The organism is Paenarthrobacter nitroguajacolicus, from assembly GCF_007786235.1.
GTDB classification, from domain to species: Bacteria; Actinomycetota; Actinomycetes; order Actinomycetales; family Micrococcaceae; genus Arthrobacter; species Arthrobacter nitroguajacolicus_A.
This window is the reverse complement of record NZ_VNFK01000026.1, coordinates 13,726-36,724: the sequence shown is the minus strand read 5'-3', so window position 1 is coordinate 36,724 and position 22,999 is coordinate 13,726. Positions and strand designations below refer to the sequence as shown.

Below are 22,999 nucleotides of genomic sequence, written 5' to 3'. Positions count from 1 at the left end.
CTCACCTAACCAGCAGGTTTGAGGATTGAAGCCCCATGCGACAAATCCCGCCCTTTGACGTCCCCCCACGTCCCCCCGCCGACGCACCCGAAGGGAGCATCCGGCAGAGCTTCCAGGACAGCCTGATCCTGGACCACCTGAATCTGGCCAAGTCCATCGCCTCCAGGTACTCGGCGCACACCCACGACCTCGACGACGTCAGGCAGGTGGCCTACATGGGTCTCATCAAGGCATCACGAGGCTATGACGAAGCCAAAGGGGTCAGCTTTCCCGCCTACGCCGCCCCCACCATTGCCGGGGAGGTCAAACGGTATCTCCGCGACCACTGCTGGGTTGTCCGCCCGCCGCGAACCATCCAGGACGTACGCCGCCAAGTGCTGGCACGGACGGAAGAGCTGACCCAGGCACTCCAACGGACTCCGTCCCCGGAAGAAGTCGCCGAGGACCTCCAGCTTGAGCCCTGCCAAGTCCGCGAGGCACTGATGGCTGGCACCAGTAAGCGCCCGGATTCCCTGGACGCTCCGGCATCCGAGGGGCGTGAAGGGCTTCAAGGCTCCCTGTCCGCCTTCGGGTGCCCTACCGACCGGCTCGAGGACGTGTTGGCGTTGCGCAACGCCATCCGCGGGTTGAGTGTGGAGGACCGCCACCTGCTCTACCGGCGCTACTACCGCGAAGAGACACAGTCCACCATCGCCGAAGCCCTCGGGATGTCACAGATGCAGGTCTCCCGGAAGCTGTCCAAGATCCTCGTCTCACTCCAGACGCAATTGTTGGACGAAGAAGCCCAACTGCAGGACGGAACAGCCCCGTAACGGTCAACCGCCCAGCCGCTCCACCGCATCCAGAACATCGCGGACGCTGACCGCCAGCAGTGCGGGGTCGGGATCGGTTGAGAACACGTCACCTCTGCGGAGCTCGACGGCGGTCAGCACCACGTGCGGTCCCGGCGGCGGGCCCCACTCTTCAGCGGGCGCAGGTCCGAACAGCACCACCGAGGGACGTACGTAGGCGGATGCCAGGTGTGCCGCCCCAGTGTCCGCGGACACCACCAACCGGGCCTCGGCTATGGTGGCCGCAAATTCAGCGAGCCCTTGCCGTCCGGCCAGCAACCCGTCGTCGAGGTTTGCTCCTTTGAGCCTGGCCAGCGCGGCAGTCTCCTCGGCGCGCCCGCGCTCCGAAGCGCCTCCTGTGAGGACCACCTCGTGCCCAGCAGCCGCGAGTTCAACAGCTACATCAGCGAACCGCTCCACGGGCCAGAGCCTGCTGCCGTATGCGGCGCCCACATGGATCACCGTGGCACCGGGACGTGGAGAAGGAACGGCAGGTCGGTTCAAGAGGTAGTCCAGCGGATCGGCGTCGATGCCGTGCCAGCTGAGCAGGCGGGTCCAGCGCTCGCGCTCGGGGAATCCGGTGGCCCATGGTGGCCCATCGACGCCCGGAGCTTCATGAGCAAGCACCCGCCTGGCCTGCAGTTCATTGATCCGCAAGCGACTTTCAGGGCCGTTTCCATGCAGGTTCACGGCAACGTCCACGGCTCCGCGGGGAACGGTCAGGGGCTCGTCAAGTCCCGGCGTCGGAAGGTGGTGGAGACCGCCCACCAGTTCCAAAGCCTCAGCAATCCAGGCCGGTGCGGCGTACAGAATCCGATGCTCGGGAAAAGCCCGGCGCAGTCCGCGGAGCGCCGGAACGGCAACCAGCAGGTCGCCGAGCTTCAGCGCCCGCAGCGCAAGCAGCAGGGGTTGATCATTGCTGTCCGCAGTACCCAAGGCAGTGTCCATGGTGGCCTCCCGCTAGGAGTCTAGCGGTAGGAAACTTCTCAAGGCCGCACTGTTTAGCCCCCGGAGAACCGGGGAACGTTGCGGGTATGGGAGCAACCGGAACGTTGAAGGCGGTCCTGTTTGACCGCGACGGAACGCTGGTGGTTGACGTGCCCTACAACGGCGAGCCGCAGCTGGTACAACCCATGGAGGGGGCCCTTGAAGCGTTGCAGAAAGTTCGCCGGGCAGGCCTGGCCACGGGAGTCGTCAGCAACCAGTCCGGCATAGCGCGCGGCCTGCTGTCTTTGGACCAGGTGATGGCGGTCAACCACCGCGTGGAGCAGCTGCTGGGAATGTTCGAGGTGTGGAAAATCTGCCCGCATGGACCGGAAGACGGCTGCGACTGCCGCAAGCCCGCCCCCGGGATGATTCTTGACGCCTGCAGCGCCTTGGGCATCGAACCGAGCGAGGCAGCCTACATTGGCGACATCGGCTCTGACATGGAAGCGGCTGGGGCTGCTGGCGCGCTGGCGGTGCTGGTGCCAACGCATGTGACCCGGCCCGAAGAGATCGAAGCTGCCGGGATCGTGGCTGACGATCTCGGCCACGCGGTGGACATTCTTCTCTCCATGGCCTCGGAGACGCGCGCAACAGAGGACGCCCCCGTATGAGCCGCGTCCTGGTGGCCCGCCTGGACAGCATGGGCGATGTCCTCCTGTCAGGACCAGCCTTGCGAGCCGTGGCCAACGGAAGCCGGACCGATGGCAGCCGTCCCAACGATGTTGTGCTGCTCTGCGGTCCCGAAGGCGCAAGCGCCGCCGAGATGCTCCCCGGGGTTACCCAAGTGCACACGTGGGCCTGCCCGTGGATTATGAACCCGGCACCCGCCGCCACGCACGAGATCACCAACGGCCTGATCGAGTTCGTCCGCAATTCCCGCATCGAAGAAGCCGTGATCCTCACGTCCTTCCACCAGTCCCCGCTTCCGCTCGCGCTGCTCCTCCGCCTGGCCGGCGTCAGGAAAATCACGGGCGCGTCCACGGACTACGCCGGCTCGCTCCTGGATGTCCGGCTCAGGCCAGGTGAAGACTTCCAGGAGGACCAGCCGGAGGTAGTGCGTGCCCTCGCCATCGCGGACGCAGCCGGCTTTGTCCTGCCCAACGGCGACGATGGAAAGCTGCGCATCACGCCCGCACAGGATCCGGAAGGCGTGGCGGAGGAGCTGGCCGAGGACGGCCCCTACATCGTGGTGCACCCGGGCTCGGCGGCACCAGCCCGGGCCTGGCCCGCACTGCACAACGCGGCCACGGTGGAACTGCTCGAAGCGTACGGGCACCGCGTGGTGGTGACAGGCGGGCCCGGGGAAACCTCGCTCACGGCAACGGTGGCCGGCCCGTCGGCAAGGAACCTCGGCGGCGGAACCAACCTCAGGACGCTCGCAGCCGTACTCGCCGGCGCCGCCGTCGTGGTGACAGGCAATACCGGACCCGCCCACTTGGCCGCCGCGGTGGGCACGCCGGTGGTGTGCCTGTTCGCGCCCGTGGTTCCGGCCATTCGCTGGGCACCGTATGGCGTCCCCTTGGAACTGCTGGGGGACCAGGAAGCGGCCTGCAAGAACTCCCGCGCCCGCATCTGCCCTGTTCCCGGGCATCCGTGTTTGAGTTCGGTCACCCCGGAGCAGGTCCTGGAAGCGGTCGAAAGGCTGCTGGGAGGCGTGTCTTCCCTGTCCACCCGGCGAAAGGTGTGGAAACCATGAGGCTCCTGGTGTGGCACGTCCACGGCGGCTGGATGGAGGCCTTCGTCCGGGGCAGGCACCAATACCTCCTTCCGAAACTGCCCGACGGCGGCCCGTGGGGTTTGGGGCGAGGCGGCCGCGAGTGGCCGGTCGCCGCGCAGGAAGTGGACCTGTCCACCCTCGACCCCGACAGCGTGGACGCGGTGATCCTGCAGCGACCCGAGGAAATCGCCGCCGTGGCCAAAACACTCGGACGGCGGCCCGGGGTGGACATGCCCGCCGTCTACCTCGAACACAACACTCCCAAGGGCGACGTCCCGTTTACGCTCCACCCGCTGGCGGACCAGAACACCATCCCCGTAGTGCACGTGACGCACTTCAACCAGCTGTTCTGGGACACGGGCACGGCCTCCACCGTGGTGGTGGAGCATGGAATCCCCGACCCCGGACACCTGTACACGGGGGCTCGCGAGGAGATGGGGGTGGTGGTCAACGAGCCCGTCCGGCGCGGACGGGTCACCGGTACGGACTTGCTCCCCGGCTTCGCCCGGGTAGGACCTTTGCGGGTGTTCGGCATGGGAACCGAGGAACTGCCCGCGGCCCTGAACCTGCAATCCCACGGCCTAAACGAGGACAGGCTCCGCATCGCCGGTGACATGCCTGCGGCGAAACTCCACCAAGAGCTGGCCAGCTGCCGGCTCTACCTGCATCCGCTCCGCTGGACATCGCTCGGCCTTGCCCTGCTGGAAGCCATGCACCTCGGTATGCCCGTTCTTGCCCTCGCCACCACAGAGGCGAGCCGCGCCATACCGCACGGTGCCGGCTTGGTCTCCAACGACGTCGACGACCTCCACAGGTTCGCCCGGCGGCTCCTGGACGATCCCGACGACGCCTACGCGATCGGCATGGTGGCCCGCCAAGCCGCCCTGCAGCGGTACGGGCTGGGCACCTTCCACCGCGCCTGGGATGAGCTCCTGGCCGAGCTGCCCACCGCTGCCAAGTCCACCACAGCCATGACACAGAACAGCCATGACACAGAACAGCCATGACACAGAGAGGACGCACCCATGAAAATCTCCATGGTCTCTGAACACGCCAGTCCGCTGGCCGCCTTGGGAGGCGTCGATGCCGGAGGGCAGAACGTCCACGTGGCGGCCCTGTCCTCAAGCCTGGCCGAGCGCGGCCACCAGGTCACCGTGTACACACGCCGCGACGACCCCCAACTCCCTGCAAAGGTGCAGGTCAGGCCGGGGCTCACCGTGGTTCATGTTGACGCCGGACCCGCCCAACATATCCCCAAAGACGGGCTGCTGCCGTTCATGGGCGAACTGGCGGACGGGATCTGCGCGGACTGGGGCGATCAGCTTCCCGACGTGGTGCACGCACATTTCTGGATGTCCGGACTTGCCGCAATCCAAGCGTCCAGGCGCGCGGGAGCCGACGATCCCGTGCCCGTTGTCCAGACCTTCCATGCCTTGGGTTCCGTGAAACGCCGCCACCAAGGCGCTGCTGACACCAGCCCACCGGCCCGTGCGTGGCTGGAACCGTGGGTGGGCCGGACGGCGGACTGGGTCATCGCCACCTGCCCGGACGAAGTCTTCGAGCTCAAGGCACTGGGCATCAGCCGGTCCAAGATTTCCATCGCCCCCTGCGGTGTGGACCTCACGCTCTTCCCGGGAACGTCCGACGCCGAACCCAAGTCCCGCACGCACCGCCTCCTGAGCGTGGGTCGCCTCGTACAACGGAAAGGCGTTGACCTCATCATCCGGGCCCTGCCGCTCCTCGCGGAGGCTGGCTTCAACGACGTCGAACTGCTGATTGTCGGTGGCTCCGGCGATGCCCTGACCCTCGAGGAAGACCCGGAGGCCCAGCGGCTCCACGCTTTGGCCAAAGAACTAGGGGTGGCGGACAAGGTGACATTGCGGGGGCAGGTCCCACGAGACGCCATGCCGGGTATCTTCCGCAGCGCCGATGCCGTGGTCTGCGCGCCGTGGTACGAGCCGTTCGGCATCGTGCCCCTGGAAGCCATGGCGTGCGGCGTGCCCGTGGTGGCAGCCGCAGTGGGCGGACTCCGCGAGACGGTGGTGGACCAGAAGACCGGGTTGCAGGTCCCGCCCCGCAACCCGGAAGCCCTCGCGGACGCTGTGGGCAGGCTCCTTGCCGATCCCGAGCTCCGGGCGGAGATGGGCCGCGCCGGCGCACGCCGTGCACGCTCGCGCTACACCTGGGACCGGATCGCCGCAGACACGGAGAAGGCCTACCGTTCTGTCCTTGCCGCCGGGCTGTCCCGGCAGGCCGACGAGGGCCTGGAACCATTGGAAGGAACAGCGCTGTGATCATCAAAGGTCCTGTGACTACTGAATCCACTGTCCCGGATACCCTGCCGCCCCGGTGGGCTCCCGACGTCGGCAGTCCCAACCACCACACCGCTGTCACCACCCATCTGGACAACGTCATGCCCGCTCTGGAGTCACTTCGCTCGCAGTCCGGACGGCTTTCCGAATGGGGAACCGAACTTGCCCAACGCCTTCTGGCCGGGCAGAGACTACTGGCAGCAGGCAACGGCGGATCCGCGGCGGAGGCACAACACCTCACAGCCGAACTCGTGGGCCGGTTCGACGACGAACGGGCACCCTTTTCCGCGATCTCCCTCCACGCCGAGTCGTCTGCCGTGACAGCCCTCTCCAACGATTACGGCTACGAAGAAGTGTTCGCCCGCCAAGTCCGGGCCCACGGCCGTGCCGGCGATGTCCTCATCCTCCTCTCCACCAGTGGACGCAGTCCAAACCTGCTCAAGGCCGTCCGCGCCGCCCGCGAACGAGGCATCACCACGTGGGCCCTCACCGGTCCCGGCCCCAACCCACTCGCGGATGCCGCACATGAAGCCATCACCGTGGATGCCATCGCAGCCAACGCTCAGGAAGGCCACCTCATCGCCGTCCACGCCGTGTGCCGGGCCTTCGACGCGGAGATCGTACGACGCTCCGGCGTGCAGCTGGGCGGTCAACCATGAGGATCACAGTGGTGGGGGATCTCCTCCTGGACGTCGACATCAACGGTGCCGCCACCCGGCTCAGCCCCGACGCGCCGGTGCCGGTAGTGGACGTCGCGGACATCCGGCGTCGAGCAGGCGGCGCAGGCCTGGTGGCCACCGTCCTGGCACGGGACGGCCACAGCGTTTCGCTGGTCACCGCGGTATCGGACGACGACGGCGCCAGCCACCTCAGGCGTGCTCTTGCCGGTGTGGAGGTGCTCGCCGGAGCCCCGCTCGCCCCGACGCCCACCAAGACGCGGGTCCGGATCGGGACGCATCCCGTGGTCCGCTTCGACCAAGGGTGTGCGCCGGCCCCAATCCCGACCATCACCGGGAAGATGCTGGCAGCGATCGCTTCGGCGGAGGTGATCGTGGTGGCCGACTATGGCCGCGGCATCACGGCGAACCAAGCCATCCGCTCTGCGCTCGCTGACGCAGCTTTCCGCGTGCCGGTGGTGTGGGATCCGCATCCTGCAGGGTCGAAACCCGTGCCGGGAGTCGCCGCAGTGACGCCGAACCTCTCCGAAGCGCTGGCGGCCGCGAATGCCGGTGGACTGGAGCTGGCCCGCGCGGAGGCGGAACGGGCCGGCCGGCACTTGATGCGTACCTGGCAGTGCAACGCCGTCCTGGTCACCAAAGGCGAGGACGGAGCGGTGCTGCTGGAAGAGTCCGCGGTGACGAGCATTCCCGCCCCGCCCACCACCGTGGTGGATCCGTGCGGAGCGGGAGACCGGTTGGCAGGGAGCTTGGCCGTGTACTTGGGCCTTGGTCTGGCACTCCCTCAAGCCGCAGCGAGGGCGGTGGAGGACGCGTCCGGGTTCCTCGCCCGGGGAGGGGCGGCAGCCTTGGCGGAGGCACCCCAACAGAGTCCCGCCGTCGAACGTGACGAACTGCCACATGCCCACGCCGGCCACCACCATCCCGACGGCCCCCAGCTCGCCAAGGCCATCCGTGGCTCGGGTGGGACCGTGGTGGCAACCGGAGGCTGTTTCGACCTCCTCCACGCTGGCCACGCCCGGACCCTTGCCGCCGCCCGCAGCATGGGGGACTGCCTCATTGTTTGCCTGAACTCCGATGAGTCAGTGAGTCGCCTGAAGGGCAAGCATCGGCCCATCGTCAGCGTGGAAGACAGGGCTGAGTTGCTTCTGGCGCTCGAATGCGTCGACGCCGTGGTGATCTTCGGCGAAGACACCCCGGCAGCCTGCCTCCAGGACATCCGGCCCGATATCTGGGTCAAGGGCGGCGACTACGTCCCCGACGAACTACCGGAAGCCCAAGTCATGGCCGCGTGGGGAGGGCGTTGCGTCACCGTGCCCTTCCAACCGGCCCGATCCACCAGCGGCCTGGCTGCAGCACTGGCCAAGGTCGGCTGACTCACTGGAAATCAACCGAAAGGAACCGCATGAACACGCAAACACCCGGCCGCGTCATCGTCACTGGAGGCGGCTCCGGCCTCGGAGCAGCCATAGTGGAGGCCATCCGCGACGCCGGCGGCACGCCGTTCGTCTTCGACCGCGACATCAGCAATGTCTCCGGAGCCAAGGCCCTGGAAGTGGATGTCTCCAACCGTGAAGCCGTGGAAGCTGCGGTGAAGGAGGCAGCCGAGGGCATGGGAGGCCTGGACGGAGTGGTGACTGCCGCCGGCATAGATCGATGCGGCAAGCTGGGCGACGTTCCGGCTGATGAGTGGGAAAAGGTGATCGGCGTGAACCTCCTCGGCACGGTCTCCGTGATCCGGGCGGCCTTGCCGTACCTCAAGGGATCCCGAGGGCGTGCCGTCACCATCGCCTCCACACTGGGCTTGCGGGCACTGCCGGACGCCACCGCATACTGTGCGTCAAAATTCGGCGTGATCGGCTTCAGCCGCGCGCTCGCAGCCGAAACCGGGGGAGTCATCGGCGTCACCACCATCATCCCGGGTGGCATGAAAACCCACTTCTTCGATGACCGCGACGAACAGTACAAGCCGCAGGACGATTCCAAGCTCAACGATCCCGCCAATGTGGCTCAGGCCGTGGTGTTCGCACTCTCGCAGCCGTTCGGCAGCGAGGTCCGCGAACTCCTTATTTGCCCCGCAGAAGAAGGCTCGTGGCCGTAAGGTCCAGCACGTCCTGAACAACGTCGGCCACGGCGATGCCCCTGATGAGGGTGTCGTCGTGGCCGCAGTGCGGAGCTGTCCAGCCCACCTGGGTGACGTCCGATCCGCAGCGTGGGCATCGTGTCACCCAGGACATGTGGACGCGGTGCAAGGCACGCCCGCGTGGGCCGGCGTTAATGGCGTTGCCTATCCAGAAGACGCCGACGGTGGGAGTGCCGAGTGCTTGGGCCAGATGCCGCGGGCCGCTGTCGCTGGCCAGCAGCACTGTGGCTGCGTCCAACAGCGCCGCCAAATCGCCCAGATCCAGTTCGCCCGCGACGGAGCGCACTGACTGCCTGTCCGCTTGCGGCAGCCTGCGGACCGCCAGTTCCGCCACTTCCCGGGCCAAGGCTTTCTCGGAATGGTCGCCCACGATCAGCACCTGCGCCCCTTTGCGCGCGACGCCCGCCGCAGCGTCAGCAAAGTTCGACGCCGGCCACCGCCTCCGCGGATCGGTGGCCCCCGGGTGGACCACCACCAAGGAGGCTCTCCGCACGTCCCGCAGTCCGGCTACGTTCTGCTGGTGCCCAGGTTTTGGGCGAAGGGGAGGAGCGGTGATGCTGGGTGCACCGGCCAAGCCCGCGAGTTCCAGCCACCTGTCCGGTTCTTGCTGGTAGTAGACGTAGTCCAGGTTCCGCTCCAGGGGTTCTGCATCCCTGGTGCGGGTCCCTGCGGTGTGCCGTGCGCCGAGTTTCAGCAGGAACGGGTTGGAGTAGCGCCCGCCGCCGTGCATCTGCAACGCAAGGTCGAACTTCCGTGCGCGCATCTCCTGGAAGAAGGCCTCCTGTGCTGCCGTGTCCTCCGCTCCGGCCTCAAAGCGCTGGCCGTTGCGGGGGCCGTCATGAACGCCGCGGGCTGCAGGCAGCAGTTCGACGTCGTCAACCGGCCCGCCCGCCGCAGCCACCACAGCCGCATGGACCGGCGTTCCCAGGAGGGTGATGGTGGCCTCTGGGTAGGCCAGCTTCAGCGCGTTGAGGGCCGGGTACGTGTAGATCAGGTCGCCCAATCCGCCTCCCCTGAGCACCGCGATCCTGTTGACGTGGCTGAATTTTTCCAGAAGGGGCCCGATGCCGGGATTCCCAGGAACATCCATGAGCGATTTCCTTCTTCAGGGTGGCGAAACTCGCGGGTCCGGCGTGTGAAGTGCGTGCCGCGGGGTACCTGTCGGGAACAGGAACATGCCGTTCTACCGGAAGGTACCCCGTGGCACGCCTATCCAATCAAGAAGGTTTGGCTGACTGGTTGCCAAGTCGCTTGGCCGAAGAACGCCCTGTTGTGACGGTCATCGGCGATTCCATCCTGGACGGCTGGTGGGAGGGGACCATTGAGCGGTTTTGCCGCGAAGCGCCGGCCCCCGTGGTCCAAGTCCAACGCCGGGACTTCGCTCCGGGCGGGGCCGCCAATACGGCCATGAATCTTGCGGCCATGGGAGCGCAGGTCCGCTTCGTTTCCCTCGTTGGTGAAGATTCCGGCGGGCAGGAGCTTCTTGGAAGGCTCCGATCCGCAGGGGTGGACGTCCAGTACGTGGTGTCCCATCCGGGGATGACCACCACCACCAAATTCCGTGTGAGCAGCGGCGGGCAGGTGATGCTCCGCCTTGATGATGCAGCCACTGAACTTCCCGCCCATGGACTTGAAGGGGTGGCCGCCGCCATTCCGCACGCCATCGCCGACGCCTCTGCCGTGGTGCTCTGCGACTACGGGGCCGGTGCGTTGGGCGGGCCTGTTCGGTCCGCTCTCCTGGGACTCTTGGCTCCGTCGAACGATGACGGTCCGGCCTCGCTGCGCCGGGACGCCTTGGTGGTGGTGGATGCGCACCATCCTGGCAGTTGGGCTGAACTCAAACCCGACCTCACCACGCCCAACGCCCAGGAAGCATCCCGGCTGCTGGGCGTTGAACTTCCGGGCGGTGCGGCCCGGTGCCCCTTTGTGGAAGCCCACGCAGAGCAGCTCCTTCGCGCCTCAGGGGCGGCTGCCGTCGTCGTGACCCTGGACCGGGAGGGAACGCTGACGGTCCGCGCGAACGGCGCCAACCGGCGGCTTTCCACGCACCGAACCTGGGCACGGCCGCAGGCTGAAAAGCAGGCTTCGGGTGCCGGCGACACGTTCGTGGCCGCCCTGACCCTGGCCCGGGCTGCCGGCCTTCCGCTGACCACCAGCGTGGACCTCGGGCAGGCGGCCGCCGATGTCGTCGTGCACAGGCCGGGTACTTCGGTGTGCACCACTGATGAGCTGACCCGGCACCTTAGCGGGTTCGCGGATACGGCACTGACGGCCACGGAACTGGCCCAACAGGTGGAGGCGCATCGCCGGGATGGAAAACGGATTGTGCTGACCAACGGCTGCTTCGACGTCCTGCACCGCGGCCATACCCGCTATCTCAACCAAGCCAAGCAGCTGGGCGACGTCCTGGTGGTCGCCTTGAACAGCGACTCTTCGGTGAAGCAGCTCAAAGGTCCGGATCGGCCGGTCAACCACGAGGCCGACCGTGCCGCCGTGATTGCCGCCCTTAGCTGCGTGGACCATGTGACGGTTTTCGATACTCCTACGCCTATTCCTCTGATCGAGCTGCTGAAGCCCGATGTCTACGCAAAGGGTGGGGACTACACACCCGAAATGCTGGCGGAAACGGTGGCAGTGGAACGCTGGGGCGGTACGGTGACCATCCTGGACTACGTGCCGGAACACTCCACCACCGCGGTGCTGGAACGCATCCGCGCCACGGGCGACACCCCGGAATCCTAAGGAAGAATGCCATGCGAATTGTGATCACGGGAGCCACCGGGCACGTCGGCTCCGAAGTCCTGAAGCGGCTCCAATCGGCCCGCTCCGAGGAGGGTGCCGATCTTGAACTCGTGGGGATTGCGCGCCGCGCACCTGACCAGGACTCAGCCCCCTACCAAGGCGTTGAGTGGCATACCCTGGATATTGGCTCCAGCGAGGACCAAACGGATGTGGAGGTCGCCATGGCCGGAGCCGACGCCGTAGTGCACCTGGCTTGGCTCATCCAGCCCAACCACAACCGTCAGCTGCTACGGCAAACCAACGTGGCCGGAACAGCCCACGTCTTGGCCGCAGCCAAGAAGGCAGGGGTAGGGCACATCGTTTGCGCGTCCTCGGTGGGGGCCTATTCGCCGGCGCCAAAGGACCAGCGCACCAAGGAGGGCTGGCCCGCGGCTGGAATTCCCAAGTCCCACTACAGTGTGGACAAAGCTGCGCAGGAGAGGCTTTTGGATGGCTTCGCCAAAGACAATCCGGACATTGTGGTGGCCCGGCTTCGTCCCGCGCTGACGTTCAGTGCCGGGGCGGGGAGTGAGGTGGGCCGGTACTTCCTGGGCCGGATTTTGCCGCGGCTCGTCCCACGCAAGCCGTGGTTGCCACTGCTCGCCGTCCCCCGGGAGCTGGTCTTCCAGGCGGTGCATGCAGCGGATGTCGCCGACGCCTACTGGCGCGTGCTGGAGCGCAAGGCGGAGGGCGCGTTCAACATTGCAGCCGAACCGGTGATCGACCCCAACGCCTTGGCGTGGATCTTCAGCGCCCGGCGGGTGCTGCCGTTCCCACTGCCGCTGCTGCGCGCCGTCGTCGAGGTCAGTTGGCACCTCCGGCTCCAGGTGACCGACGGCGGCTGGGTGGATATGGCTGCCAACGCACCCATCATGGACACCGCCCGGGCGCACAGCCTCCTGGGGTGGTCGCCGAAGCACTCCTCTTTGGAGTCGCTGGCCGAGATGCTGGACGGACTTGGCGCGGGCAAGGGCCGGAAGGCTTCGCCCCCGCTCGAGCCGCGCTGAGTCACTCCGAGGACAGCACCACCGTGAGGATGCGGCGCAGGCTCATGGCCACCGACGCCGGAGCGTTCACCGGAGACTGCCCCGCAGCGGCCTCGGCCACGGCATCGCTGAGGGCCGCTATGGCATCCTTGGCTTCCGCCAAGCGGCTGGCGAGCTCACTGGATTCCGCGTCCCGCCAGTGATCGATCACAGCTGCCACGGACTCCAGCGACTCGGACAGATTGCCCACCACGGCGTCCGGGATGACTGTCCCGGCATCCTTTTCCCAGATGGCACTTGCCAGGACGTCGGTGATGTCCTGGACGTGGAAAGTCAGCCGCTCAAGGGTCCGTAGACCGGCCAGGTCGTTGGGCAGGCGGGTAGCCCGACGGCGGGACCTGGGGTTCGCTTTGGCGCTCAGTTCAGCCTGATGAACCGCGGTCCGCACGGCTGCCGCCGTGAGCGAGAGTTCGTCGCTGCGGCTGGCCCAGGCCTCGTGATTGGGTGGCCAGGACTCCTGCATTGCCTTGGCCATGTCCTTGAGCTGCCGGGATAACGCGCTTTGGTGGCCGGCGATGGCGGGGTCGATGTCGTCCAGGTGCAGGGGCGGGAAGATCAACCAGTTCACTGCGAAGCCCACGGCCACGCCCAGTGCCATCTGGAGTACGTAGGCAAAGGAGAAGCCTTCCGCGTTCGAGTCGCCCAACACCAACACGAACAGCGCTGCCATGGGAATCCACTCCGAGGCAGTTCCCAACCTGGGTAGGCCGCCAATGAGCACGCCGAGGCCCACCACCAGGGCTACAGCCAAGGCGGTCGGGGCGGCCACAGTAGTGATGGCGAAGGCCATGCCGATGCCCAGGACCAGTCCAGCCAGGCTCTGCAGCCCGTGCTTGGCGGAATCCGCCACGGTGGGGTGCATGCTGACCAAGGCACCGAGGGGAGCGTAGTAGGGATAGGCGGCAGCGGACCCGGGCATGAAGGGTGCCAGATACCAGGCCAGTCCGGCCGCGACCGCAGTCTTGGCGGCGAAGAGGAGTCGGTGGCGTGTAACGGTCTTGCGAAGCGCGGGGATCAGCCGTCGCCTTGAGGGCAGTTGGCTCATCAAGCCAACGTTGGCAGGTAAGTTGCCGCCTGTCGAGTGGAGAGCCCTGTATGTGGGCCATGCCATCTTTTGGATTGGTTGGCGATTAGAACCCCCGCATCCGGGTACACACCCATTGATAGTAACGATACTTACTATCCCGGCTGCTGTCCGCAGCCTGCCAACTGTGGAAAGAGAGCGACAATGACTGAGAGCCAATCGCCGCAGGACGGAAGCTTCACGACACCAAGGGGCGGTGCCCACGCAGGGACCGAACCCTTTACCGGAAGCTACCTGGACTCGCCGGACGTTGAAACTGAAACTGTCGGAACCACCACTACCGGTTCAACCACCGGTTCTGCAGGTTCCGGAACTGTCGAGACCGCCAAGCAAGAAGCCGCAGGAGTGGCCGGTGCCGTAGGTGACGCCGCTGGCGGAGTCGTAGATACCGCCAAGACCGAGGCTGGGCATGTAGCCCACGAGGTCAAGGTGAATGCCCGCCAGCTCCTCACCCAGACCAAGGGGGAGCTGTCCGATCAGGCCCAAGCCCAGCAGCAGCGTGTTGCTGAAGGGTTGCGTTCCATCTCCGACGAGCTGTCCACCATGGCAAATTCGACTGAAAACGGTGGTGTGGCCACGGATCTGGTCCAGCAGGCGGCCCAGCGTTCCTCGTCCGTCGCCCAGTGGTTGGAGGGCCGGGATCCCGGCTCGCTCCTGGATGAAGTCAAGGGCTTCGCACGCCGTAAGCCGGGAACATTCCTGCTGCTGGCTGCCGGTGCCGGTGTTCTCGCCGGCCGTCTTGGCAGGGGCATGGCCGGCAACGCCTCCGACGCTGCATCCGCAAGCAGCACTTCCGATGCCACATCGCAGACGCCCCGTGCTGTCTACTACCCCACCCAAGGCCAGGGTGGCGCCGTCACCCCTCCGGCCGTGGACCTCCCCGGACCCACCGCGACCACCGCCGGATACGGTGCAGCTACCACCACCGGTTATGACGCAGGCACCACCGGCGGCTACGACGGATCCACGCTCCCTTACCCGGAAACCGAGGCCGGTGGCGTCAAAGCCCAAGGTGACCCCCTTGCAGGACCGCTTGATCCCGACGACCCCCAGTACGGAGGTCACCGATGAGCAGTCCTACCGAGTTGCCTCCCACGGAAGCCCATGTGAAGGCAGAGACCCTTCCCCTTGGTGAGCTCCTGAGCGACCTCACGCGCGACGTTTCCACGTTGATGCGCCAGGAAGTGGAGCTGGCCAAGGCGGAGCTCAAGGAGTCCACCACCAAGGCCGGCAAGGGCGCTGGAATGCTGGGCGGGGCTGCCTACGCCGGCCACATCACCGTGCTGTTCCTGTCCATAGCCCTCTGGTGGGCCTTGGGTCAGCTCGTAGGCCTGGGATGGTCCGCGGTTATTGTCGCGGTCATCTGGGGCATCGTGGCTGCAGTCCTGGCAGCAAAGGGCCGCAAGGAATTGAACACCATCAAGGGCATGCCGCAGACCGCTGAGACGGTCAAGGAAATACCTCCCGCTTTGAAACCGAACACTGAGGAGACACGATGACGCAGAACCCCGACGCCCTGCGCGCCGATATCGAAGAAACTCGCCGGCGGCTCAGCACCAACGTTGATGCCGTGGCTGACAAGGTCACCCCGTCACACATCGTCAACCGCCGGGTAGACAAGATCAAGACCGCCGTGTTCGGCGCCCGCGATGATGTCAGCGATGCCGCAGGCAACGTTGCACACCGGGCCGGAAACGCTGTCTCTGATGTCGCCGGCAGTGTTTCCGGTGCTGTCTCGGATCTTGGCGATACTCCGCAGGTCATCACCCGTAAGACGCAGGGCAGCCCGATCGCAGCTGGCCTCATCGCTTTCGGCGCAGGCTTGTTGGTGTCCTCCCTGTTCCCCGCTTCGGAGAAAGAACGCGAGGCTGCCCAGGCGGTCAAGGAAGCAGCCCAGCCGCTTACGGACGAACTGAGCCACGCTGCGCAGGAAGTCGCCGAGCACATGAAGGAGCCTGCACAGGATGCCATGCAGAATGTGAAGGACAGCGCCACCGAGGCAGCGGCCAACGTGAAGGACGAGGGCCAGGCAGCAGCCGCCGACGTCCAGCAACGTGCCGAGACTGCCAAGGACAACGTCAGCAACCAGTAAACTGGCCCGCCCACCCAAGCAGGGGGCAGCACATGTCGCATTGAACCCTCATTGCGACGGGTGCTGTCCCCTGTTTGGGTTTGTCAGCGCACTTCGAGGATCAGCTGCAGCAGGCGGGCCGCGGCGGGCCGGGCCGCGTGCTCCTCGGCCCACTGAGCGCGTGCCAACGCCTTGCTGACCGCTTGGGTGGTGATGCCCAGCTCCTGCGCCACGGTTTTCTGCTGGCCACGAACCCCGGGGGTCAACAGATCCAGGACCCTCCACTCCGCCGCGCTGCGGTGCTGCACAATGTGTCCCAGCAGCCGGAGTACAGCTTCGGCTTCCGAAGCGAGGGCGGCCAAGGGGCCATCCACGGCAACGGGGATCCGCTCTTTGCCGTTGCGCAGCCGGTCCACGGCCCTGCGGGCGTAGACGAGCCCATGCCCCGATGCGTCCTTGACCAGGTTGGGGAGCGGCTCGTTGATGGGTCCCACGCCGATTCCCACGTACCACTGGCTGGACCTGAGGGCGATCAGCGCCGTCTCTACGGCCTGATGGCTGGATTCGACGATTCCCTGCACTTCATCTTCAACCGACCGGTCAAAATCGAGCCGCGCAGGAATGTGCCGCAGGTCCTTGAGCAGCTGCGGCACAAGGTCGCCGTCGCGGCGGCTGTCGCGTTGGTTGATGGTGAGAGTGAACATAGTGGATCACATGCTACCGGCTGGTAGTCGGTCTGCAAGGGCATAATTTGCCTGCTGTTCAGTCAAGAGCCACTTGCCCGGTCAGTACGACGGCGGGCAAGGCACCCGCTGCTGCCCGCGCCGCGTCAGGTATCCCGGCGTCCCGCATTGCCCCTTGGATGGCGGTGACCAAGGGAGCTGGATCTTCGTTGGAGGCAAAGACCCAGAAGGTGTCGCGTGCCTGGAATACCACGGCATTCCGGCCGCCGGCACCCAACGAAACCTTCCGGCGGGCCACCAGCCGGCGGTCCGGGTCGGTACCGTCGGCCGTCGTGACGGCCTTGATGGTTCCGGGAACGATGTCGTTCCAAGGAAACACCAACTGCGTACTTGCCTGTGAGTACTTGGCAACGATTCCGCGGTCGAAGACCAGCAGTTTCCGGAAGCTGCCCAGAAACGTCATGGACCACAACACCAGTCCGGTGAGGATGCTGGCCGTGGCGAAAAACGCGGGATCGTTGAAATGTCCGGGCTGGCGCGTTGAGCGGATAGGGCTGACGAACTCCGCGATGGTCCCAAAGACGAAACCCACTATCAGGCAGGCGACCAGGGCCTTCCAGAAGATGCGCCGCGAAGAAGCGACATAACGGAGTTGCCCCAGCTCGGTTCCGAGCCGGCGCTCAACGCGTCGAACCAGCCAGTTACGGCCGTGCATCCGGGCGCTGGCCGTAAAGGTTGGGGAGGTTCTGCTGCTCGGCGTCGGCGGCCTGCTGCGAGGCAACGATCTTGGGATCGGGAACCGGCGGCTGGCCTTGAGCCAGGCCGGACCGGCGATCGACGGCGGCGAATTTCGGGTCCCACGTGTCGCCGCTTCCACCACTCAAGGCTGAAGCAATGACCATCACCACGAAGAACGGGAAGAAGGACCAGCAAATGGCGCGCCAACCGCCCAGCCACGCACCCGCCGTCGTGCCGTCCTTGATCCGGACGGAGCGCATACCCGCAGCGGCGTCACCCACGCTGCCGGCAGTGCCCCAGATCATGCCATAGGCGAACAGGCCGACGAACCACAGGACAACGTAGAGGGTCAGCCAGAAGCCGTCGTTGAATCCCAGCATCGAGCCACTGTTCATCATGGACTCGCGAGCCATCACCGCGATCACGGCCAGGACCACGTAGCCCACCAGGAAGACGAGCGCGTCCAGGGCCCGGCCCCAGAAGTGCGCGCTTCCCGACGCCTTGACGAAGTATGCGCCGGTATCGGGGTGGCGGCGTACGGGACGGCCAGTGGCGGCATCAACCAGACCGGTGGCGGTGGTGGACTTCGAAGTGGTCATGAGGGGCTTTCAGCTCGACGGCGGTGGGCGGCGTGGGTGCGATGTCAGGCCAGGCCGGCGAGTCCGCCGAGGACGCCGGCCAAGGACGCTGCCGAGGTTTCTTTCAGTTCAAGCTTGACGGACTCGCCAGTTACCTGGGGTGTCAGCACATGCACGCTGGACGGGCCAGTGTAGACAGTGACGGTGGGGAAGTCGTTGGTGTCGGAGTTGAACGCCACCACGTTGCTCGCGGCCTGGGTGTCGGCCAAGACTGTTGCGGCGCGGTCCTCGAACTGGGCTTCTGTGTACACGGTGGGATCGGTGTCCTTGGCCGCGGCCTTCTCAGGGTCCACGAAGTCCGCCAGGCGCGGGACCAACTGCTCGCGGGTGACAACGGTGAAGCCGTGCAGGCCGCTTTCGTCCACTTCCTCCAGCAGCACGCCGTCGTCGTGGACGTAGCCGTAGAGCCACCGCTTACCCGTGGACACGGTGCGCTCCACGGAAACAACGCTGCTGCCGCTACGGCGCAAGGTCAGTGCACCGGTGATGTCCTCGGTGGCGTGGAGGCGGGAAGGCTCGGTCTCGCCCTCGAACACCACCGGGTACACAAGCTCCTTGGCCAGCAGGCCGCGCAGGGCGATGGCGCACATCAATTCCTTGCTGGCATCCTGGGCCGAAAGCCAAGGAAGGGCCACCAGTTGCTCGTGTTGGACACCATCAAGGGCCACCACTTCTTCGTCGGTCAAGGTGGGCAAGGGCGCTCCCACGGCGCTGGCCGATGCCAGGACCTTGGCAGCTGCCTCAATGTCCCGCTGGGTCCATTTCATGGTGCTGGTGGTCATCCGAATATCCCTCCGACAAAGTTTCCGACTGACTTGGCGGCGTCACTGACCCCGTCTGCCACCTTACTGCCTACATCCTTGGCGAAGCCCGCCACTTCCTTGGCGCCGTCGGCTATGTAGCTGCCGGGGTTCCTCGCGAAGTTGCTGATGGAATCCCAGTTGTCGGCCACGAGGTTGCCCAGGGCCCAGGCTCCGGCCACAATGCCCGCGCCAATAACGATCGGCGCTCCAATGGGTCCCAGGAGTGCCGCGCCACCGGCTGTCATGAGCATGATGCTGCCCACTCCACCCACCACGGACAGCCCGCCTGCAACCCGGTCACCGGTGCCGCGCCAGCCGTCGTGCTCAGGGCTGATCATGTCGCTGATGCCACCCACGATGTTCAGTGGTGCCGCCACGGCTCCGGCGATCCGCAGTCCCTTGGAGAACTTGCTGGCATCCTGGAACGCCTGGCTGTAAGGGATGTTGGCCTTGAGGTCGGTGATGACATCTGTGACCTTCTCGCCGTTGCGCAGGGCGGTCAATGCGTCACGGACAACCGTTCCGCCGGCACGCCAATTGGTGAGCACTTCACGGGTTTTGACCCATTCCGCGTGGCCCAACTTGCCGTACTTGTAGGCGGTCCACAGCTGCGCGCCGAGTTCCTTGACGCCCATTCCGGTGTCGTAGACATCCTTGAGCACACCCACGGACGTGCCCGAACCGTCATTGTGGCTGGCGAACTCCTGCTGGTTGGCGTGCTTCTTCAGCTGGCTCGCATTTTCGCGAAGCATGTTGGCGGCCTTCACCAGGCTCTGCCGGTGCTGGCTGTTCCAGTCGCCCTTGAACACTGTGGCGTCCCTGCCCTGCCACGCCGTTGTGGAATTGATGGCGTTGGACAGCTGCGCGCTTTCCAAGTTGATGGCGTCTGCAGCCTTGCCCATCACGCCAGCCAGACTGCGAAGCTGCGCGATATCCGCGCCGTAGAACCCAGCCATATGGAACCCCCTGTGTGCAAGCATCGAAAAGTCTCGTCTCAGCCTAGGCGGACCTGCAAGCCGCCGCGATGGGGAGACATGCCCATGTGCACAAACAGCTGTTAAAGAACGACGGCGGCCGGTGGGGTTCGCAGGGAACCGCACCGACCGCCGTCGAGACCCAACCGGGTAACTGCGACTCGGTTGGGTGAGAACTAGTGTGCTGCCGGAACGTAGCGCTTGATGGAGGCTTCCAGCTCAGCTTCGGCAGCGGCGCGGTCGCCCCAGCCTTCGGCCTTGACCCACTTGCCGGGCTCCAAGTCCTTGTAGCGCGTGAAGAAGTGCTCGATTTCCTTGATCAGGAACTCGCTCACATCGCTGACTTCCTGGATGTGGTCGAAGCGTGCATCAACCGGGACGCAGAGGACCTTGGCATCTCCGCCGCCGTCGTCCGTCATGTTGAAGACGCCGATGGGGCGGGATTCAACGATGACGCCCGGGTGCAGATCGAAGTCCTGCAGGAGCACCAGTGCGTCCAGCGGGTCGCCGTCTTCGCCCAGGGTGTTCTCGAAGAAGCCGTAGTGCGTGGGGTACTGCATGGAGGTGAACAGGACGCGGTCCAGGCGGACACGGCCGGTTTCGTGGTCAACTTCGTACTTGACGCGCGATCCCTTGGGGATCTCGATGGTCACGTCGTGCTTCATGGAATGCTCCTTGACGGGTGTGGGTGGGGCGTCGCTCCGCCGAAGCGGCCGTCACGGGTGACGGTGCCTCAGGCAGGCTGCTTAGCCCGGGGCTGGCGGCAGGCAAAAGTACAGCCGGTGCCGCCGACTACTATTGAGGATATAGCGAGAGGCCCGGGTTTCTTGAACCGGCGGGGACATTTCAGGACTGACAGGACCAAGCGGCTGCATGAAGGGCGTTAAGAACGGGGGTGCCCGGAAGCGGGTATCCGCGGCGTGGGGGCGCTTGAAGTGGCCAGGGCTTTTGGCGGTTGTCCTGCTGTGCCTCGGTGCAGTGGTGGTAGTCGGAATGGTGCCAGGGCTGCTGAGTATTCCCAAGCCTTCGCCAACCATTCCCGCCTGGCAACAAGAGCCCGGGCACCTCACCGACGCCAATGGCGTGCTCCCCTTGGACGCGGATGCTCCAATCCCCCTGCCAGCAGAAGTCACGAAGCTCCTGGATGCCACCCTGAAACCCGACGGCGCGGGCACCATCAGCGGCGTCGTCATGGACGCCTCCACCGGCCAGGTCCTCTTTGACCGCGACGCCAACGACAACCGCATCCCGGCCTCGAACATGAAGCTGCTGACCGCCGTCGCCGCCTTGAAGGCGCTGGGCCCCGAGTCGCGTTTCACCACCAGGGTCCTCGCGTCCGACGACCCCTCCACAGTGGTCCTGACCGGGGGAGGGGACGTCCTGCTGGGGTCTTCCGCGTCTGATCCTTCAGCCGTCCTGGGGCGGGCCGGGTTGGCTTCCTTGGCTAAGGACACCGCTGAGGCTTTGGCTAATGCCGGGGTGAAGGGGCCCGTCACCGTCCAGGTGGACGACTCCCTGTTCGCCGGAGCGCCCCTCAACCCGGCGTGGAGTCTGGATGACGTCGCAGCAGGCGAGACCGCGCCCTTGTTCTCCCTCGCCCTGAACTCCGGACGCTTTTCGCCGGGCGTCGTGACCGGTCCGCGGCCACAGGATTCGGCCGCCACCACCGCCCAGGCCTTCGCCGAGCAGTTGGCCGCCGCCGGCGTTTCGGTGACGCCCGGCGTCGAACGCGGCAAAGGCCTCCCCGCCAAAGTGCTGGCCACAGCAGAGTCAGCCACGGTCAGCGAACAAGTGGACTTGATGCTGGAGACCTCGGACAACTTCCTCGCCGAGGCACTCGGGCGGATGACCGCAGGCGCTTCCGGCCAGAAGGCGACGTACGACGGCGCCACTGCGGCCGTGCGGCAAAGGCTGGGGGAGTTGGGAATCGCCACGGATTCGATGCAACTGGCCGACGTTTCCGGCCTGGCGCTGGAGAACCAGGTCAGCGCCCGACAGTTTGCCGACGTTGTCCGTGCAATCACCAGCGGACCGGATCTTGCCTTGCGGACAGCGCTGGACGGCTTCCCAGTGGCCGGCCTGACCGGCACGTTGGATGACAGGTATGTGGACGCCAGCACCGCCGAGGGTGCCGGGTTGGTTCGCGCCAAGACAGGGACGCTCAACACGGTGATCGCGCTGAGTGGTTACGTGGTGGATGCGGATGGCAGGTTGCTGGTGTTCTCGTTCATCGGCAACGGCCTGGACCCGGGGGCCGCCGGGAACAAGGTGGCGATGGACCGCTCGGCCTCGGTGCTGGCCTCATGTGGTTGCCGGGGTTAATGCTCAGCGTGGAGCGAACTTAAGGGTTCACTGTCGGTTACGTGTGGTGTGATGGACCGTATGGTGTCATCTGCCCGAGATTCGTCAGCAGGGGCCCCGTCCCTGATCAACTGGGACCTGGCCGCCTCTACGGCTGCCCGGCTTGCCCCTCCCGGCCCTGAGCTCAGCGCCGGAGAGATTGGCAAGGCGGTGGAGAACCTGCGCTTCAACGCGGATATCTCCGTCCCACACGTGCACGACATCACGGGACTGGATGCCGCGCGGGACCTGCGTGATTCGCACGTCCTGGTGGTGGACCGCGCCTCGTGGTCGAAGGCCAACACGCAGAGTTTCTCGGTGATGCTGCAGCCGGCGCTGAAGAAGATGCTGGAGAGCCGCAGCGGTGTGGGCATGACCCCGGCCGCCGCTGCTGCCAGCGGCGCCATCACCGGTACGCAGCTGGGCGCTGTGCTCGCTTTCCTCTCCAGCAAGGTCCTCGGCCAGTACGATCCTTTTGCTGCCTTGGCCCCTGACGCCAACGTTCCGCCCGGCGGTCGCCTCCTGCTCGTGGCGCCGAACATCATCTCCGTGGAACGTGAACTCAACGTCCACCCGGACGACTTCCGGCTTTGGGTCTGCCTGCATGAGCAAACGCACCGCGTGCAGTTCGCCGCCGCGCCGTGGCTCCGGCACCACATGCTGGACGAAATCGAGAAGCTCAGCGGGAACCTCCTGGGCAACATGGATTCTTTGATGGAACGGGCTAGCGCCGCCGCCAAGTCCCTGCGCGACCGCACTCCCTCGGACAAAACGCCAGGCCGTGGCGCCATTCTTGACCTTCTGCAGAACCCCGAGGAAAAGGCGTCCCTGTCCCACATCACCGCAGTCATGAGCCTCCTCGAGGGGCATGCCAATGTGGTGATGGATGCCGTGGATTCCAGCATCGTCCCCTCCGTGAAAACCATCCGCCAGCGCTTCAACGAGCGTGGCAAGGACCGTGGCGTGGTGGAGAAGTTCATCCGTAACCTCCTTGGCCTGGATGCCAAAATGCGCCAGTACACGGACGGCGCCAAGTTTGTCCGCGAGGTGGTGGCCGTCGCCGGTATGGAAGGCTTCAATCGGGTCTGGGAGTCCGCCGACTACCTTCCCACCGAGGAAGAGATCCACAACTCCAAGCTTTGGCTTGAGCGGATGGGGCTTTGAGCGTTCCTGTC

General features: G+C 65.9%; 24 protein-coding genes. 15 read left to right on the top strand and 9 right to left on the bottom strand.

The window, feature by feature from the left end:
* Positions 1 to 35: 35 nt before the first annotated feature.
* On the top strand, positions 36 to 812 hold the full coding sequence (locus FQP90_RS21790; protein WP_144653156.1) for a sigma-70 family RNA polymerase sigma factor: 777 nt from the start codon (positions 36 to 38) through the stop codon (positions 810 to 812).
* Between the two features lie 3 nt (positions 813 to 815).
* On the opposite strand, the gene FQP90_RS21785 is transcribed toward FQP90_RS21790, so the two are convergent.
* A complete protein-coding gene (locus FQP90_RS21785) occupies positions 816 to 1,778 on the bottom strand; it encodes a glycosyltransferase family 9 protein (RefSeq protein WP_144653155.1) in 963 nt (320 codons plus the stop codon).
* Positions 1,779 to 1,864: 86 nt separating this feature from the next.
* Here FQP90_RS21785 and FQP90_RS21780 point away from each other — a divergent pair, with 86 nt between their 5' ends.
* Genes FQP90_RS21780 through FQP90_RS21750 form a run of 7 tightly spaced genes read left to right on the top strand, consistent with a single transcriptional unit; the run spans position 1,865 to position 8,624 of the window.
* Entirely contained in the window at positions 1,865 to 2,428 is a 564-nt protein-coding gene (locus FQP90_RS21780; protein WP_144653154.1) for a D-glycero-alpha-D-manno-heptose-1,7-bisphosphate 7-phosphatase, read from the top strand.
* A complete protein-coding gene (locus FQP90_RS21775) occupies positions 2,425 to 3,513 on the top strand; it encodes a glycosyltransferase family 9 protein (RefSeq protein ID WP_144653153.1) in 1,089 nt (362 codons plus the stop codon). The genes FQP90_RS21780 and FQP90_RS21775 overlap by 4 nt, the downstream gene beginning before the upstream one ends.
* On the top strand, positions 3,510 to 4,541 hold the full coding sequence (locus FQP90_RS21770) for a glycosyltransferase (protein ID WP_144653152.1): 1,032 nt from the start codon (positions 3,510 to 3,512) through the stop codon (positions 4,539 to 4,541). The genes FQP90_RS21775 and FQP90_RS21770 overlap by 4 nt, the downstream gene beginning before the upstream one ends.
* 18 nt (positions 4,542 to 4,559) lie before the next feature.
* Positions 4,560 to 5,828: a glycosyltransferase gene (locus FQP90_RS21765; protein WP_144653151.1), complete on the top strand. Its 1,269-nt coding sequence runs from the start codon at positions 4,560 to 4,562 to the stop codon at positions 5,826 to 5,828.
* Entirely contained in the window at positions 5,825 to 6,505 is a 681-nt protein-coding gene (locus FQP90_RS21760) for a D-sedoheptulose-7-phosphate isomerase (protein WP_439898665.1), read from the top strand. Before FQP90_RS21765 ends, FQP90_RS21760 begins: the two co-directional genes overlap by 4 nt.
* A complete protein-coding gene (locus FQP90_RS21755) occupies positions 6,502 to 7,899 on the top strand; it encodes a PfkB family carbohydrate kinase (protein ID WP_144653149.1) in 1,398 nt (465 codons plus the stop codon). The genes FQP90_RS21760 and FQP90_RS21755 overlap by 4 nt, the downstream gene beginning before the upstream one ends.
* A gap of 29 nt (positions 7,900 to 7,928) precedes the next feature.
* Positions 7,929 to 8,624, top strand: a complete 696-nt coding sequence (locus FQP90_RS21750; RefSeq protein ID WP_144653148.1) for an SDR family oxidoreductase — start codon at positions 7,929 to 7,931, stop codon at positions 8,622 to 8,624.
* Here FQP90_RS21750 and FQP90_RS21745 read toward each other — a convergent pair.
* On the bottom strand, positions 8,590 to 9,756 hold the full coding sequence (locus FQP90_RS21745) for a glycosyltransferase family 9 protein (RefSeq protein WP_167510546.1): 1,167 nt from the start codon (positions 9,754 to 9,756) through the stop codon (positions 8,590 to 8,592). The two genes, FQP90_RS21750 and FQP90_RS21745, sit on opposite strands and share 35 nt — an antisense overlap.
* A gap of 110 nt (positions 9,757 to 9,866) precedes the next feature.
* Between FQP90_RS21745 and rfaE2 the strand changes: the two genes are divergently transcribed.
* The gene (rfaE2, locus tag FQP90_RS21740; protein ID WP_144653147.1) at positions 9,867 to 11,408 is read left to right on the top strand and encodes a D-glycero-beta-D-manno-heptose 1-phosphate adenylyltransferase; all 1,542 of its coding nucleotides are present in this window, start codon (positions 9,867 to 9,869) and stop codon (positions 11,406 to 11,408) included.
* An 11-nt stretch (positions 11,409 to 11,419) separates the two neighbouring features.
* The gene (locus FQP90_RS21735; RefSeq protein ID WP_144653146.1) at positions 11,420 to 12,454 is read left to right on the top strand and encodes an NAD-dependent epimerase/dehydratase family protein; all 1,035 of its coding nucleotides are present in this window, start codon (positions 11,420 to 11,422) and stop codon (positions 12,452 to 12,454) included.
* Between the two features lies 1 nt (position 12,455).
* Here the strand turns inward: FQP90_RS21735 and FQP90_RS21730 are convergent, their stop codons facing one another.
* The gene (locus FQP90_RS21730) at positions 12,456 to 13,538 is read right to left on the bottom strand and encodes an FUSC family protein (RefSeq protein ID WP_244296928.1); all 1,083 of its coding nucleotides are present in this window, start codon (positions 13,536 to 13,538) and stop codon (positions 12,456 to 12,458) included.
* 183 nt (positions 13,539 to 13,721) lie between these two features.
* Between FQP90_RS21730 and FQP90_RS21725 the strand changes: the two genes are divergently transcribed.
* Genes FQP90_RS21725 through FQP90_RS21715 form a run of 3 tightly spaced genes read left to right on the top strand, consistent with a single transcriptional unit; the run spans position 13,722 to position 15,669 of the window.
* Positions 13,722 to 14,648: a hypothetical protein gene (locus FQP90_RS21725; protein ID WP_208760057.1), complete on the top strand. Its 927-nt coding sequence runs from the start codon at positions 13,722 to 13,724 to the stop codon at positions 14,646 to 14,648.
* Entirely contained in the window at positions 14,645 to 15,076 is a 432-nt protein-coding gene (locus FQP90_RS21720) for a phage holin family protein (RefSeq protein WP_144653144.1), read from the top strand. Before FQP90_RS21725 ends, FQP90_RS21720 begins: the two co-directional genes overlap by 4 nt.
* Positions 15,073 to 15,669: a DUF3618 domain-containing protein gene (locus FQP90_RS21715; RefSeq protein WP_144653143.1), complete on the top strand. Its 597-nt coding sequence runs from the start codon at positions 15,073 to 15,075 to the stop codon at positions 15,667 to 15,669. The genes FQP90_RS21720 and FQP90_RS21715 overlap by 4 nt, the downstream gene beginning before the upstream one ends.
* An 83-nt stretch (positions 15,670 to 15,752) precedes the next feature.
* On the opposite strand, the gene FQP90_RS21710 is transcribed toward FQP90_RS21715, so the two are convergent.
* From FQP90_RS21710 to FQP90_RS21685, 6 genes are all read right to left on the bottom strand, one after another.
* Positions 15,753 to 16,352, bottom strand: a complete 600-nt coding sequence (locus FQP90_RS21710; RefSeq protein WP_144653142.1) for a hypothetical protein — start codon at positions 16,350 to 16,352, stop codon at positions 15,753 to 15,755.
* 58 nt (positions 16,353 to 16,410) lie between these two features.
* Complete coding sequence (locus tag FQP90_RS21705) at positions 16,411 to 17,046, bottom strand: hypothetical protein (RefSeq protein WP_144653141.1); 636 nt, start codon at positions 17,044 to 17,046, stop codon at positions 16,411 to 16,413.
* Entirely contained in the window at positions 17,033 to 17,668 is a 636-nt protein-coding gene (locus tag FQP90_RS21700) for an RDD family protein (protein WP_144653140.1), read from the bottom strand. Before FQP90_RS21700 ends, FQP90_RS21705 begins: the two co-directional genes overlap by 14 nt.
* Before the next feature lie 44 nt (positions 17,669 to 17,712).
* Positions 17,713 to 18,489: a hypothetical protein gene (locus FQP90_RS21695; RefSeq protein WP_144653139.1), complete on the bottom strand. Its 777-nt coding sequence runs from the start codon at positions 18,487 to 18,489 to the stop codon at positions 17,713 to 17,715.
* Positions 18,486 to 19,466 carry a hypothetical protein gene (locus tag FQP90_RS21690; protein WP_144653138.1) on the bottom strand — a complete coding sequence of 327 codons (981 nt, stop codon included), beginning with the start codon at positions 19,464 to 19,466 and terminating at the stop codon, positions 18,486 to 18,488. The genes FQP90_RS21695 and FQP90_RS21690 overlap by 4 nt, the downstream gene beginning before the upstream one ends.
* Before the next feature lie 194 nt (positions 19,467 to 19,660).
* Positions 19,661 to 20,149 (bottom strand): inorganic diphosphatase, encoded by a 489-nt coding sequence (locus FQP90_RS21685; protein ID WP_024818962.1) that lies wholly within the window; start codon positions 20,147 to 20,149, stop codon positions 19,661 to 19,663.
* 208 nt (positions 20,150 to 20,357) lie between these two features.
* On the opposite strand from FQP90_RS21685, the gene dacB reads away from it, so the two are divergent.
* Positions 20,358 to 21,806 (top strand): D-alanyl-D-alanine carboxypeptidase/D-alanyl-D-alanine endopeptidase, encoded by a 1,449-nt coding sequence (gene dacB / locus FQP90_RS21680; RefSeq protein WP_144653137.1) that lies wholly within the window; start codon positions 20,358 to 20,360, stop codon positions 21,804 to 21,806.
* A gap of 60 nt (positions 21,807 to 21,866) precedes the next feature.
* On the top strand, positions 21,867 to 22,988 hold the full coding sequence (locus FQP90_RS21675) for a zinc-dependent metalloprotease (protein ID WP_144653136.1): 1,122 nt from the start codon (positions 21,867 to 21,869) through the stop codon (positions 22,986 to 22,988).
* Positions 22,989 to 22,999 lie beyond the last annotated feature (11 nt).

What these genes read in the sequence shown, in the direction of transcription:
- FQP90_RS21790 (WP_144653156.1), top strand. Translation starts at nt 36, where the DNA reads ATGCGACAAATCCCGCCCTTTGACGTCCCCCCACGTCCCCCCGCCGAC.
- FQP90_RS21785 (WP_144653155.1), bottom strand. Translation starts at nt 1,778, where the DNA reads ATGGACACTGCCTTGGGTACTGCGGACAGCAATGATCAACCCCTGCTG.
- FQP90_RS21780 (WP_144653154.1), top strand. Translation starts at nt 1,865, where the DNA reads ATGGGAGCAACCGGAACGTTGAAGGCGGTCCTGTTTGACCGCGACGGA.
- FQP90_RS21775 (WP_144653153.1), top strand. Translation starts at nt 2,425, where the DNA reads ATGAGCCGCGTCCTGGTGGCCCGCCTGGACAGCATGGGCGATGTCCTC.
- FQP90_RS21770 (WP_144653152.1), top strand. Translation starts at nt 3,510, where the DNA reads ATGAGGCTCCTGGTGTGGCACGTCCACGGCGGCTGGATGGAGGCCTTC.
- FQP90_RS21765 (WP_144653151.1), top strand. Translation starts at nt 4,560, where the DNA reads ATGAAAATCTCCATGGTCTCTGAACACGCCAGTCCGCTGGCCGCCTTG.
- FQP90_RS21755 (WP_144653149.1), top strand. Translation starts at nt 6,502, where the DNA reads ATGAGGATCACAGTGGTGGGGGATCTCCTCCTGGACGTCGACATCAAC.
- FQP90_RS21750 (WP_144653148.1), top strand. Translation starts at nt 7,929, where the DNA reads ATGAACACGCAAACACCCGGCCGCGTCATCGTCACTGGAGGCGGCTCC.
- FQP90_RS21745 (WP_167510546.1), bottom strand. Translation starts at nt 9,756, where the DNA reads ATGGATGTTCCTGGGAATCCCGGCATCGGGCCCCTTCTGGAAAAATTC.
- FQP90_RS21735 (WP_144653146.1), top strand. Translation starts at nt 11,420, where the DNA reads ATGCGAATTGTGATCACGGGAGCCACCGGGCACGTCGGCTCCGAAGTC.
- FQP90_RS21730 (WP_244296928.1), bottom strand. Translation starts at nt 13,538, where the DNA reads ATGAGCCAACTGCCCTCAAGGCGACGGCTGATCCCCGCGCTTCGCAAG.
- FQP90_RS21725 (WP_208760057.1), top strand. Translation starts at nt 13,722, where the DNA reads ATGACTGAGAGCCAATCGCCGCAGGACGGAAGCTTCACGACACCAAGG.
- FQP90_RS21720 (WP_144653144.1), top strand. Translation starts at nt 14,645, where the DNA reads ATGAGCAGTCCTACCGAGTTGCCTCCCACGGAAGCCCATGTGAAGGCA.
- FQP90_RS21715 (WP_144653143.1), top strand. Translation starts at nt 15,073, where the DNA reads ATGACGCAGAACCCCGACGCCCTGCGCGCCGATATCGAAGAAACTCGC.
- FQP90_RS21710 (WP_144653142.1), bottom strand. Translation starts at nt 16,352, where the DNA reads ATGTTCACTCTCACCATCAACCAACGCGACAGCCGCCGCGACGGCGAC.
- FQP90_RS21705 (WP_144653141.1), bottom strand. Translation starts at nt 17,046, where the DNA reads ATGCACGGCCGTAACTGGCTGGTTCGACGCGTTGAGCGCCGGCTCGGA.
- FQP90_RS21700 (WP_144653140.1), bottom strand. Translation starts at nt 17,668, where the DNA reads ATGACCACTTCGAAGTCCACCACCGCCACCGGTCTGGTTGATGCCGCC.
- FQP90_RS21695 (WP_144653139.1), bottom strand. Translation starts at nt 18,489, where the DNA reads ATGACCACCAGCACCATGAAATGGACCCAGCGGGACATTGAGGCAGCT.
- FQP90_RS21690 (WP_144653138.1), bottom strand. Translation starts at nt 19,466, where the DNA reads ATGGCTGGGTTCTACGGCGCGGATATCGCGCAGCTTCGCAGTCTGGCT.
- FQP90_RS21685 (WP_024818962.1), bottom strand. Translation starts at nt 20,149, where the DNA reads ATGAAGCACGACGTGACCATCGAGATCCCCAAGGGATCGCGCGTCAAG.
- dacB (WP_144653137.1), top strand. Translation starts at nt 20,358, where the DNA reads ATGAAGGGCGTTAAGAACGGGGGTGCCCGGAAGCGGGTATCCGCGGCG.
- FQP90_RS21675 (WP_144653136.1), top strand. Translation starts at nt 21,867, where the DNA reads ATGGTGTCATCTGCCCGAGATTCGTCAGCAGGGGCCCCGTCCCTGATC.